The organism is Streptomyces sp. NPDC022552 (assembly GCF_055561875.1).
Map to the genome: position 1 here is coordinate 928456 of NZ_JBVHGJ010000001.1, position 12967 is coordinate 941422.

At 72.6% G+C, this 12967-nt stretch carries 9 protein-coding genes; 2 read left to right on the top strand and 7 right to left on the bottom strand.

Annotated features, from left to right (window positions below):
• Positions 1-67: 67 nt before the first annotated feature.
• Positions 68-2509, bottom strand: coding sequence for a polysaccharide lyase 8 family protein (locus ACZ3OF_RS04275; protein ID WP_467302630.1), 2442 nt, complete (start codon positions 2507-2509; stop codon positions 68-70).
• Between the two features lie 211 nt (positions 2510-2720).
• Here ACZ3OF_RS04275 and ACZ3OF_RS04280 point away from each other — a divergent pair, with 211 nt between their 5' ends.
• Both ACZ3OF_RS04280 and pdxR read left to right on the top strand, forming a co-directional pair.
• Positions 2721-3791, top strand: coding sequence for a LacI family DNA-binding transcriptional regulator (locus ACZ3OF_RS04280; protein WP_467302631.1), 1071 nt, complete (start codon positions 2721-2723; stop codon positions 3789-3791).
• 293 nt (positions 3792-4084) lie between these two features.
• Positions 4085-5539, top strand: a complete 1455-nt coding sequence (gene pdxR, locus ACZ3OF_RS04285) for a MocR-like pyridoxine biosynthesis transcription factor PdxR (protein WP_467302632.1) — start codon at positions 4085-4087, stop codon at positions 5537-5539.
• A gap of 14 nt (positions 5540-5553) precedes the next feature.
• On the opposite strand, the gene ACZ3OF_RS04290 is transcribed toward pdxR, so the two are convergent.
• The 6 genes from ACZ3OF_RS04290 to ACZ3OF_RS04315 form a co-directional block, all read right to left on the bottom strand.
• On the bottom strand, positions 5554-6051 hold the full coding sequence (locus ACZ3OF_RS04290) for a cupin domain-containing protein (RefSeq protein ID WP_467302634.1): 498 nt from the start codon (positions 6049-6051) through the stop codon (positions 5554-5556).
• 157 nt (positions 6052-6208) lie between these two features.
• Entirely contained in the window at positions 6209-6547 is a 339-nt protein-coding gene (locus tag ACZ3OF_RS04295) for a thioredoxin family protein (protein WP_361666329.1), read from the bottom strand.
• 73 nt (positions 6548-6620) lie between these two features.
• Positions 6621-8042 carry a serine/threonine-protein kinase gene (locus ACZ3OF_RS04300; protein WP_467302848.1) on the bottom strand — a complete coding sequence of 474 codons (1422 nt, stop codon included), beginning with the start codon at positions 8040-8042 and terminating at the stop codon, positions 6621-6623.
• Between the two features lie 14 nt (positions 8043-8056).
• Positions 8057-8869, bottom strand: a complete 813-nt coding sequence (locus ACZ3OF_RS04305) for a serine/threonine protein kinase (protein ID WP_361666327.1) — start codon at positions 8867-8869, stop codon at positions 8057-8059.
• A 443-nt stretch (positions 8870-9312) separates the two neighbouring features.
• A complete protein-coding gene (locus ACZ3OF_RS04310) occupies positions 9313-11343 on the bottom strand; it encodes a DUF8189 domain-containing protein (protein ID WP_467302638.1) in 2031 nt (676 codons plus the stop codon).
• A gap of 22 nt (positions 11344-11365) precedes the next feature.
• Positions 11366-12880 (bottom strand): DUF8189 domain-containing protein, encoded by a 1515-nt coding sequence (locus tag ACZ3OF_RS04315; protein ID WP_361666324.1) that lies wholly within the window; start codon positions 12878-12880, stop codon positions 11366-11368.
• Between the last annotated feature and the right edge of the window lie 87 nt (positions 12881-12967).

Genomic DNA, 12967 nt, shown 5'->3' on the forward strand with positions numbered 1-12967 from the left:
GAGCGGATGTCCGCGAGTGGGGGCGCGGGACGAGGGTCGGAGCGGGCACCACCTCTCTTCCCGGGGGTCAGCCGAGGCGGACGGTGATCCTCTGGGGTGCGCCGGCCTCGCCGGTGAGGTCGCCGAACATGAGCTTCAGCGACGAGCCGGTCGTGGCGGCGGTGACCGTGGCGGGCTTCGAAAGCACCTTGCTCACCCCGCGGTTCCAGACGACGTCCAGGGACGTGGCCTGCCGCGCGGGGTCCGAGACGACGACGGTCGCGGTTCCGTTGCGGTGCTCCCGTACGAGGACGGAGGCGGGGGCGCTCGCCCGGAGCCTGTCGACGGTGCCCGCGTTCCAGAAGTTCACCGCGGTCAGGCCCAGTCTCTGGACACGTACGCCCTGCTGGTCGGCGGAGTTGGCGAGGATCCGCAACCATCCCCGGTCGCGGGCGCGGTGGGCGGTGGTCCGGGCGCTCGCACCGGGCAGCAGCACGTAGGCGTACTCCCCGTCGGTCGGATCGATGCCGTGGTCCGTGAAGAGGGTCAGGTAGCGGCGGGTGATCGGGTCGGGGGAGCCACCGGTGTTGATGTCCCTCCAGGAGCCGGTGCGCTCCTCGCGTACGGCGCTGAGCGTGGCGCCGCCGGGGAAGACGTAGCCGGCCTGTCCGGCGACATGGGCCCACTCGGCGTCGTCGAAGGTGGCCGTCCAGCCCAGTGTCACGGGCTGCGCCCTGCCGTCGACGGTGAGGACCGGCGCGCCCGAGGCGCCGAGGGCGCGGTTGTCGACGGTCGTCTCGACGGCGTGGCCGTCGGCGGAGGTGATGCCGGCGCCGAGGCAGACGATGGAGTCGTCCAGGCAGAACCACGACTTCTTGGCGTCCATGGTGCTGGAGATGCCCTTGAGGTGCTGGCCGATGGCGGCGTACTCGCCGTCGGTCGTGCCGCCCACCCAGGCCGCGTCCGGCATGGGCTGGCCCCAGTTGCCACCCTCGCCGTCGGCGAGAGGCTTGCGCGATGCGGTGATTCCGGGCAGGCGGTAGGGGTCGACGGTGGGCCAGTAGGCGTCCGAGTACTGCTCCAGGCCGAAGTCACCGCCCCACCAGGAGAGCCAGCCGGCGCCCGTGTGGTAGCCGCGGGCGTGCTCGCCGTTGCCGAACTCGTAGTGGGCGATGCGGTTCGAGGCCATGGAGACGGAGGCCGCCCAGTCGCGGCGGCGGTGGGTGGCCCGTGCCATGTTGGGGAACAGCCGGTGCTCGACGGGCTCGGGGGCGGCCCTGACGGAGGTGTCGTCCTGCAGCGTCTGCAGGAGTGAGGCCCTGATCAGGCTCAGGCCGGGGTTCCTCAGCGCCGGGTAGTAGTAGTCGCGCTGGAGCCAGCCCTTGACCATGGCGCGCCAGCGGGCGTTCTCCTCGGGGCTCGCACCCTGGCCGACCAGCAGGATGGTCGCCATGAGGCCGTGGGCGCGCTGGTGCTCGTTGGTGCCGATACGGCTGATCCCCCGGCTGCTGACGTTGTCCATCATCAGCCCGTTGTAGATGAACGGTGCGACCGCCTTCTCGATCGTGTCGAGGAAGAGCTGTGTACCCGGACCCGTCACCTCCCAGCTCGACCCGCGCAGCAGCGCGAGCAGCCGGCCCACACCGTCGTGGAGCACCGCGCCGTAGCCGCCGATGTAGGGGACGTTGCGGTGCTGGACGAACGACCCGTCCTCGTAGAAGCCGTCGCCCGAGGTGACGTAGGGGAACACCGGGGCCAGCGCCCGGGACGCCAGCGTGATCTTGGCCGCGTCCTTGCCGACGATCCCGCGGAGGATGACCCCGCGGCACAGGTCGACCCGATTGGCGCCGGTGCTGGTCCCTGTGTACGAGGCGAAGACCGAATCCGGCACGAACGCGTCCACGGCCCGGCAGTAGTCGGCGATCTGGACCGCCGACAGGTGGTCGTACATCAGCACGCAGGTGTCCATCAGCGCCTGGGGGGCGCCGATCTGCCAGTTGTACCAGTTGCCGTACCGCGCGGTGTTCTCGTTGTAGATCTCGGCGTAGAGGTGGTCGAGGCCGGTGAGGACGGCGTCGCGGAGCCCGGCGTCGCCGGTCAGCCCGGTGCCCGGCTGGGAGTACGCCTCGGCCATGGTGCGCAGCCGGTTGTAGCTGTCGTTCATGACCGCCGAGAAGGCGTAGGACTCCGCGTCGAGGTCGGGCTCCGGGTCGGTCCAGGTGCGGCCGGGCCAGAGCGAACCGCTCGCCGGGGCCATGGTCGCCGCGTATCCGGACGCGGTCGTGCCGAGGTTGGTGAGGATGGTCCGGAACGGCTCCGCCGTCGGGCTGAAGCCCGTACCGAGGGCGAGGTCGCGCCACTTGGCGCGCAGCGCGTCGAACTCGGCGTCGGACGCGGTGGTGAACGTCCCGTCGACGCCGGGGACTTCGGCGGCGGCGGACGGGTGCGTGAGCGTTCCCGTGAGTCCGAGGGCGAGCGCGCCCCCACCCGCAGCCTGGAGGAATGTGCGGCGACGCCAGGGAGATGGCATGGGAGACGACCTTTACGGGAGGAGCGCGTCGTTGCCTCGGCGCTGTTCGCTGTCGCTGGCTCGTGAGCGTGGGGTTTCTAACACGCAGAAAAGCAAGACAGCAACAGTTTGGACAGGAACAGCCATGCATTGTCCGTTCGAAAGCAAACAGACAGAATCGATCCAACGCTCGCTACACTGCGCGTGAACTGGGGCGTCGTCGGAGGGGAGCGTGGCAGTGCACGCGGAACACAGGCACCAGGCGATCCTGCGCAGGCTGCGGGAGGAGGGCTCGCTACGAGTCAGCGACTTCGCGGCCGAGTTGGGCGTTTCCCCTGTCACCGTCCGCCGTGACGTGGAGATCCTCGCGGACCGTGGCCTGGTCGCCCGGGTGCACGGCGGGGCCATGCTCCCCGAGACCTGGGCGGAGACGGCCACCTCCGAGGCGGCGGTTCCCTCCGCGTCGTCCCGCGGCCGGGAGCGCGTCATCGGGCTGATCGTGCCGTCCGCCGACTACTACTACCCCGAAGTGATCAAGGGGGCGCGCGAAGCCGCCGCCGCCCGGAACGCCCGGCTGGTGCTGGACATCTCGGGGTACGACGCGGACGAGGAGCGCGCACAGGCCGAGCGGATGATCGGCGACGGAGTCGACGGACTGCTGGTGGTTCCGTCGGGGCCGCGCGGCTGGTACGAGGAACTGCCCGTTCCCGTCGTGATCGTGGAGCGCCGCCCCGAGGCGGACGAGGTCGCCGGGATCGACCACGTCGTGTCCGACCACATCCATGGAGCACGCCTGGCCGTGCGGCATCTGGTCGAGGCGGGCCGCCGTCGCCTCGTGCTGCTCGTGCGCGGGACGAGTCCGACCGCCCAGTGGATCATCGAGGGGTTCGAGGCGGGTGTACGCGCGGCCGGGCTCGACGCTCGTTCGACGACCGTCCTGGACATCGCCGACGCGACGCCGGGGAGCCCGGAACGCGACGGCCTGGTCGAGCAGTTGCTCGACGCCGCCGCGGAAGGTCGCGTCGACGCCGTCATCGCCCATCCCGACAACGAGGCGCTCGCGCTCCTGAGGAGGTTGCGCGCGCGGTCGATCCAGGTTCCCGGCGACGTCGCGATCGTGGCGTACGACGACGAGGTCGCGGGGCTGGCCGACATCCCGCTGAGCGCGATCGCCCCGGCGAAGCACGAAGTCGGCGCGTCTGCCGTGGAGTTGCTGGTACGCAGACTAGATCAGCCGGACGCCCCCAGGCATCGGCTGTTCGTCCTCCCGCGGCTCCGGACACGCTCGTCCAGCGGCGGCTGAGCGGCCTCCGCCTCTGCCGTGCGGTCTGCGGTGCGGCTCTGTGCGGGGCCAGTTGAGGTCGGCCGGGTCCCGGGAAGGCCGGGAGCCGTGATCGTGCGTCCGGGCCTCGTGGTGCAATGTCGCTCATGGTGACAGTTCTCGAAAAGGCACGCGCGTTCCGTTCCCTGCACGTCCCGGGCACGCCGCTGGTCCTGGGTGGACCCACGCGCTGATGTGCAGTCAGGTACGTGGACGGTGTCGGCGCTCGCTTCCGGAGAAGGCGGCGCCTCGGATGGTGGGAGAGGTGTGCACACGTGTCGGAATCCTGGGTCGATCTGGCCGAACGCCTGGGCGCTGACCTGCACCTCGAGCTGGCCGGGACTGGTTCGCGCCGGGCCGCCCTCGCCCGGGCTCTGCGGGAGGCGATCCAGGAAGGGCGGCTGCCCGCCGGGGTCCGGCTGCCGCCCTACCGGTCGCTCGCGGTCGACCTCGGCCTCGCGCGGAACACGGTCGCCGACGCGTACGCGGAGCTGGTCGCCGAAGGCTGGCTGACCGCCCGGCAGGGTTCGGGCACCCGGGTCGCGGAGCGCGCCGCGCCCGCCAGGGTCGTGCGCGTGCCGAAGAAGCCGCCCCTGGGGTCCGCCCCACCCGCACACGATTTGACGCAAGGTCAGCCGGACGCCTCGTCGTTTCCGAGGAACGCCTGGTCCACCTCCACCCGCCGGGCGCTCACCGCTGCTCCGCACGACGCGTTCGGGCCGGGCGACCCACAGGGCCGGATCGAGCTGCGCACCGCGCTCGCGGACTACCTGGCCCGCGTGCGGGGAGTGCGGACCGACCCGGAGCGCATCGTGATCTGCTCGGGCTTCTCCGACGCGCTGAGGCTGCTGTTCGGTGGCGGCGTGCTGCGCGGAACGCTCGCCGTCGAGGCATACGGCCTGGCCTTCCACCGGGCGCTGCTGACGGCCGACGGCGTACGGACGGTGCCGCTCGGCCTGGACGGGCACGGCACGAGAACGGAGGAGCTGGACGGGCACCGCGGCGTACGGTCGGTACTGCTCACCCCCGCCCACCAGTTTCCCGTAGGCGGGCCCCTCGGTCCGGCGCGGCGCAACGCGGCAATCGACTGGGCGCGTGCGCGGAGCGGAGTGGTGATCGAGGACGACTACGACGGGGAGTTCCGGTACGACCGCGAACCGGTCGGCGCGGTTCAGGCGCTGGACCCCGACCACGTGCTGTACGTCGGGTCGGCGAGCAAGAGTGTGTCGCCCGCGCTGCGGCTGGGCTGGATGGTGCTGCCGGAGCGTCTGGTCGGCCCCGTCCTCGCGGTGAAGGGCCGGCGCGAGCGCTGGACCGGCGTGGTGGACCAGCTCACCTTCGCGGACCTGATCACCTCCGGTGCCTACGACCGGCACATCCGGCAGATGCGGCAGCGCTACCGTGACCGTCGTAACCGCCTGGTCGCCGCGCTCGCCGCGCACGCGCCGCACATCGAAGTCACCGGGATCGCCGCGGGGTTGCACGCGGTGCTGCGGCTGCCGCCGGGCACCGAGACCTCCACCCTGACCGCCGCCACCTCGCTCGGCCTCGCGCTCGACGGCCTCGACGGCTTCCGGCACCCCTCCACCGGGACAGCGCTGTTCGACGGGCTGGTCGTCGGCTACGCGACCCCGCCCGACCACGCGTACGCCGCCGCTCTCGACGCGCTCTGCCAGACCCTGCCGCCCGCTCCCTGGCCCCTTCCCTCTCCGGGGTCGCGGACGCGATGAAGCGTCCGGTGAGGTCAGCGGCGGGCGAGCTCCTGCTGCCAGACGGGGCTCTCGAAGTAGTGGTTGTCGAACTGCTCGGAGCTGTCCCGGATGTCCTGCACCGACGCCTCGCCCGTGTACACCCGCTCCAGCAGCCGGTAGTAGTCGAAGCGGTCCATCCCCGGCGTGAAGACGACGAGCATCTCCGCCTCGCTGTCCGGGGACGGCGCGAAGGCATGCGGGACGGTGGGCGGGACGGTGAGGAAGTCACCCCGACCGAGCGTGAGGACCTGGTCGTCGAGCAGGATCCGCATGGATCCGTCGAGCACGTAGAACATCTCGGTGGCCCGGGTGTGGAAGTGCGCGGGAGCACCGGGAGAGCCCTTCCGCAGCGTCGCGCGGTTGGCGGTCAGCGCACCGCCGGTGGCGTTCGCGTCGGCCAGCAGCGTGATCAGGCTGGTGGCTCCGTCCTGCAGCGTCTCGGCCTCGTCGGCACGGACGAGGACGGGCTTCGAAGCACGGGTGAACGTCATGGCCGCTCCTGGGTCTCAGTGGTTCCGCCGCCGGTGTTCCCGGCGACACCACTCAATCTAGTTCCCCGAAAGACCGGCAGAAGGGTGCATTGGAGGTGCGAAATGACGGGTCAATCCAGCGCCCCGGGGTGCCCCGCGCGCCAGGGGGCCGGGCACCTCAGAGGTGACCGTCCACGAACTCCCGGAGCTCCACGGTGGTCACAATCCCCGCGGCCTGCGCCACCGCCTCGCCCTCCTTCAGCAGGACGTAGGACGGGGCGCCGGTGATCCCGTACCGCTCGGTCGCCGCCGGACAGCGCGAGATGTCGGTCCTGACGGCCGTCAGGCGGCCCGCGTACTCGTCGGCGATGCCACCCACCACGAGGTCCGTCGTCCGGCAGGATTCGATGGCCTTGGGCCATGTCCCGATGAAGTACGCGAGGACCGGGACTCCGCTCATCCGAAGGATGAAATCGAACTCCGCGTCCTCACGGGGCTGGTGAACCCGCTTCGCCATGTGACTCCTGACCTCGTGTTCCGTCGTTCCACCTCCATCATCCCGCGCCTGGTGGCGCGGGTCGTGCGGGTCTTCAGCGCACCGTCGTGGGGTGTCGGCACTCCGGCAGGGCCGGCCGTTCCTTGGTGCGTACGGCCGGGAGCCAGGCCGCCGGGGGAGTGGAGCCGGGTGGGAGACGGACACGGAACCAGCGGGTGGACCACAGGGCCTCCTCGTCGACGATGGGCTGCCCGTCGGGCAACTGGCAGTCGGCGGCGAGGACGTCGCCGTGCCACACCCTGGTCGGTACGACGTTGTCCGCCGTGTACGGCTTCACGGGATCGATCGCCAGGCCCAGACTGCACCCGGGGTCCCGGTCGACCCGCTCCCGGCAACCCCGCTCCGCGTTGAACACCCGGACCGTGCCGGCCGTCTCGCCCGCACGGACGGACGGCGTGGACGAGGCCGTCCGCGTCGCGTCCGAGCACAGGGTCGCGCCGGCGATCGCGCACAGCGCGGTGGCGAGGACGGCGGCGCGGGCCCGGCCCCGCTGCCGACCGCCCCCCGCCCCGGGCCTCTCCCCATGGGCGGCGATGCGGGCCAGCAGGCTGTCGGCGGTGTGCGGCGCGCGCGCCGCGTGGGTCGGGGCGAGGCAGTCGGCGGCCAGCGCCCGCCAGAACGGCGGCACCGCGTGGTCCATGCGCAACGGGGCACGGCCCTCGCCGTACTCCTGGACCGCTGCGCCCCGCGCGACGGGTGTGGCGCCGGAGAACGGTGAGCCGCCCGACGAGAACACCTCGTGGATGACGATCCCCAGGGCCCAGATGTCGGCGGTCGGCCTGATGCGCACGCCGAGTTCGCCGAGGGGCGCCCTCCAGCGCTCGGGCGGCAGGTAGTCCAGGGTGCCCATGGGAGGCACGTACCCGTGTGTCCCCGTCAGCTCGGTGGCGAGGCCGAAGTCCGAGAGCTTCACGGAGCGGTCCTGGCCCAGCAGGACGTTCTCCGGCTTGAGATCCGCGTGGACCCAGCCCGAGCGGTGGAGATGGGAGAGCCCCTCGCAGATTCCCGCGATCAGGGGGCCGCGATCGGCCTCGGGCACCCCCGCGTCGAGCAGTTCCCGCAGACTGCCGACGGCCCGTTCCATGACCAGCACGATCGCGCCGTCCAGGGAGGGCCGGTCGGGTGCCGCCACAACGAACGACTCCAGGAGGCCGATCAGCCTGGGATGCCCCACCCGGCTGCCGAGTTCGACCTCGCGGCGGGCGGATTCCATGATCCTGCGCGCCTGCCGTGGCGCGAGCCCGTCGGTCGGCATGATCTTGAGCGCGACATCGGTGGGGCCCGAAGGCCGGGCCGCGCCCGCCCTCCCGGTGCGGTCCGGGCGCCCCTCGGCCGGCCGTGCCGCGTAGACCGTGGACCAGCCCCCGGATCCGATCAGCCGGGAGACCACCCAGCCCCCCACCCGATGGCCCGGCGGGAGCACGTCCGTTCGGTCGCCTCCCGTACTGCCTCCCAGGCCGTACGGCGAGGTCACGGTGCGGCCTGCCGCTCCCGCCCGCCGGCCCCCGCCAGGGGCGGCAGCAGCGCGAGGTGTTCCTCACGTACGAGCCCGAAACGCAGGGCGAGCCCGACGATCTCCTCCCGCTTGCCGTTGCGGCGGTCACCCTTGCCGGGCTCACGGGCGTCCGCGACGCCGATGCGCAGCTTCTCCTCGGCGAGGTAGTCGATGTGCGAGCTGACCGCCCGCGCCGTCAGCGTTCCGCAGGTGGCGTGCTCCCTCAGCCGCTCGACGATCTGGGGAGTCGTGGGCACCGCCACGCGGGACTGGTCGCGCAGGCGCGGTTCGCAGAGCGCGACGAGGACGACGAAGTACGTGGCCGTCTCGTCCAGGGAGTACGCGGTGACCGTGCTGTTCCCCCACGGGACGTTCATGGCCTCCGGGTCCAGATAGACGTGGTCGGGGGCGAACACCTGGAAGGAGACGGTGGCGTCACCGCGGGTGGGCAGGACCACACGGGAGAACTCGAACGGGATGGGCGCCCCGACCCGTCGCGGCTGGATCCTCAGGTATTCCCCCGCTCCCTCCGGGTTCTCCACCAGGTAGCTGTGGCTGCCGCTGTAGTTCGTCAGCTGCCAGTGGTCGTGGGTCACCCGGATCTCCCCGGCGAGCCGCGAGATCGCCGGGTCGGCCAGGCGCAGCTCGACGGGGACCGCGGTGGAGCCCCGTCCGAAGCGGGCGACCTCGCCGGGACCGAGCCGTAACGTCACCGCGTCACCGCGCGGTTCGCCGCCGTCGGTGCCGCCACCGCTCCCCCGCGGCAGATGGACGACTACGCCGCTCACCGTTCCCCCCGTTCCCCCGGCCCTACGTGTCGGACGAGCCGAACGATACTCATCCATCACGGGAGTTCACCGTCGTACTTTGGCCACCTCGCCCCGACCGACAGCGCGGGGGCGGGCCGCCGGCCGCAGCGGTGCGGGGAAGCTCCCGAAGTGCTCTCCCCGTGGCGCGCCGCGACACGGTCCGCCGGGGACGCCACTCGCCGCGTCCCGGGGGCCTCCGCCGAGCTGTTCAGGCGCAGTTGCCGCGCCGAGACATGGGGGAGACGGCTGCCTCCGCGGAGGCCGGGCGCGCTAGAGCGGCAACTGCCGTGCGGGGTACGAATGCCGCCCCCCGGGCCGCACAAGGTGGGGAAGGTCACCGCACGCGGAGGATTCCAGGGAGATCCACGGCGCGTACGAAGGGCTGATTCCCCCGTTCACGTGGCGCGATCCGTACTCTCCGCTCAGAGTGCGGGGCTGCCTGACACGAGGGGCGCGACCGCGCGGTCGCCGAAGGCCGTCCACGGCCGCCACCCGCCGCTCGGCCGGTCCTGGACGCGGGTCCGTATCCCGCCCGCGACGGTGACGGCGAAGACGTGCAGCAGCCCGGCAGGGTCGAGCACGGCCATGGGTGGGGCGGCGAGCCGGATGCCGGGCTCGCCGAACTCACCGCCGGGAGCCCAGTTCCCGCCTGGAGCCACCTGCCAGCGGTGGCTGAGCCGGGCGCCGCCCGGCGCCAGGGAGAACGCCTCCAGCCGGCCGTCGGCGTTGGCGGCGAACGCCGGAGCGCCGGCGCTCCAGCCGAACAGCGGCTGCCACTCGTCCCAGCCGCCGCTCGGCACGGTCTGCCGCCGGGCGAAGGTCCCCACGCCCGACGGTCCGATCGCGGCGACGGTGAGCCGGCCGCTGCCGTCCCTGGCCCCTCGGGGCGCGGCACCGGCCGCCGTGCCGAACGGGTGCCATGCCACGGTCCAGGGGCCGTCGGCGGCCTCTTGCCAGCGGTGGACGATCCCCGAGCCGCCGGGCGAGAGGACGAACGCCTCCAGCCGGCCGTCGGCATTCGCCGCGACCACGGGAGGCGCGCCCGCCGCCCCACCGAACCCCGGCTCCCACGGGGCCCAGGCCAGAGACCCGGGTGCCGTCTGCCGTCGCCGCGCGACGGAGGCGCCGCCCGGGCTCAGCGCGAAGGCTTCCAGGCGGCCGTCCGCGGCGCGGGCGACGGCAGGGGCGGCGCCGGCCGGCCCCCCGAACCCCGTCCAGTCGTGCCACCCGCCGTCCGGCCTCTGTACGCGGTGGTTGAGGTGGACACCGCCCGGGGCGATCGAGAACACCTCGAGCCTGCCGTCGGTGTCGCGGCCCAGTGTGGGCACCGCACCCGCCGGCCCGCCGAACGTCTCCCACTCCGACCAGGTGTCGGTGTACGGGTCGAGCTGGACGCGCCGCAGCATGGAGCGGTCGGTGGCGTCGAGAGCGAACACCGTGAGGCGGCCGTGCACATCGAGGCCGGCCACCGGGTTGTCGGGGCTCTGCCATGGGGCCGGCGTGTCCCGCCAGTACAGGGGGGCCACGTACAGCCCGTTGCGGAACCAGCCCGCGGCGCTGACGTACCACCTCTCCCCGTCGGCGATCACCTCGACGGCGTGCCCGGGCACATGGCCCGCGTACCCCGCGAGTGCGAAGTGGAACGGGTCGCGCGACGCCAGGACCTCGGTTCCCTCGTATCCGTTGCGCGGACCGATGAACAGGTAGTACCAGCCGTCCCGCTGGACGACGTACGGCGACTCGGTGACCGAGACGGTCGCGTCCGTGCTCGCGTCGGTGAACGCGACGCCCGGCTCGCTCCAGTGCAGCAGATCGGCGGAACGGCGGTACGCCACGACATGGTGGCCGCCCACGTCCGAGAGTTCCGTGTAGTACATGACCCACTCGCCGCCGACCCGCAGCACCATCGGGTCACGCGCCGCGCGCCCCCGGAACAGCGGGCCGGACGGTTCGCGGGTCCAGGTGAACAGGTCGGTCGACGTGGCGAGGTTGATCGCGGCACCACGCTCGCCGCCCGCGGCGTAGAACATCCAGAACCTGCCGTCGGCCTCGACGACGTGCGGCGCCCACAGGTGTTCCTCGCCGAAATAGGACGGGTCGACGGTGAGGGCGTCGGCGTGGCTGGTCCACGGCCCGTGCGGGCTGGAGGCCGAGGCGTGGGCGAAGGAGATCTCCGCCGAGCTGTCCGGGGACTCGCCGCGCGGCGCGCTGTCCCCGACGATGCCGAACAGGTGCCAGCGGCCCCGCGCGTGGAGCAATGAGTGATCGTTGAGATAGCGCGGGCCGGTGGAGGTCGACGGGTCGTGGACGTAGGTGAAGGGTCCCGCGGCGACCCACTGGGGGGACGGGGTGTCCTCGGAGGCCGCGGCGGCGGCCGGGCCGATGCCCAGGAACGGGAGCACACCGGCCCCGGCCACACCGTGCAAGAGGCTCCGTCTGCTGATCGGAAGCACGAGTCCCTCCAGAGGGAGCGGGTCAGTCGAGGCCTGGGCCGGCGGTGTCGTTGAGCCAGGTCCAGCCGGACCAGGTGGAGAAGCCGGTCTGCCACCGGTGGAAGGTGCCGGCCGGATTGGTGCCGAAGACCTCGATCCGGCCGTCGGCGTTGGTGGCGGCGGTGACTGCGGTACCGCCGGTGCCGAAGGGGGCCCAGTCGCTGTAGGGGGCGTTCACGGCGGTCTGCCAGGTGTGCATGGCGGTGGTGCCGTTCATCGCGAAGACTTCGACGCGGCCGTCGGGGGTGCGTTCGCTGGTGAGCTGTGCGTCGGCCGGGCCGCCAGTGGGTTCCCAGCGGGACCACCCGGCGGGACCGGTCTGGTACCGGTGGAAGACGCCGACCGGGCCGGAGGCGAAGACTTCCAGCCGGCCGTCGGCGTTGTGGTCCACGGTCAGGTCGTGGCCGCCCTCGCCGAAGGCGTCCCACGGGGACCAGCCGCCGTTGGGCGCGGTCTGGTACCGGTGCTGGAAGGTGCTGCCGTTGAGGGCGAAGACCTCCAGTCGCCCGTCGGGTGACTTCTCCATCTCCACACGGCTGTCGGCGGGGCCGCCGCCCGTGGGCTCCCACTCCGACCAGCCGCCGTTCGGGCCGACCTGGTACCGGTGGAAGAGCCCGACCGGGCCGGACGCGTAGACCTCGATTCGGCCGTCGGCGTTGACGCCGGCCGCGGTGTCCCGGCCGCCCTCGCCGAAGGTCTGCCAGTTCGACCAGCCGCCGGACGGGCTCTGCTGCCAACGGTGCTGGAAGGTGTTCCCGTTGAGGGCGAACAGCTCCAGACGGCCGTCGGCGTTGGGCGCGATCGCGAGTTCCGCGTCTGCGGGTCCGCCGAGGGGTTCCCAGGCCGACCAGTTGCCGTTGACCTCCTGCTGCCAGGCGTGATGGATGCCGTCGGCTCCGGCCGCGAACACCTCGAGGCGTCCGTCCGCCGACCGGGCCGACACGACCCGGCCCGACTCCGCCGGGTGGACGGGCGGCGTGGGCCGCGGGCCGCTGCCCGGGGTGCAGGGCAGCACGACGCCGCGTTCCGCGAGGTGGACCTCGGGGTCGACGCCGTAGGAGGTGGACCGGTCCCCCCAGATCCGCAGATGGAGGTGGGGGCCGGTGGACTGCCCCTCGGAGCCCATCAGGGCGATCTGCTGGCCGGCCACGACACGGTCGCCGGCGAAGACGTCCCGCCGGGACATGTGCCCGTACTCCGAGATCCTCCCGTCGGGGTGCTGCACGCGGATCCACTGGCCGTAGCCGGGCTCGTACCCCGAGATGGTCACCTCGCCGTCGCCCACGGCGTAGATCGGCGTCCCGACACCGTTGGCGATGTCGACGCCGTTGTGACCGTCGTGGAAGTGCTGGGACACGAAGCCGGCGGCCGGACAGGCCCCGGTGAGAGCGGCGGGCCGGGCCGCGGCCGGAGGCGCCGGCGCCAGGGCCGGCAGCAGCAGGGCGGCTGTCGCCGCGAGCACACAGGCCAGTGCGCGGCGGGAAAGTCCAGGAAGCACAGGAAGCTCCTCCGTGGGCGCGGTCCGTCGACCCGGTCGTGCGAACGGGCGGTAGGGAACGTAGCAACGCCCTAGGGCCGGGAGACC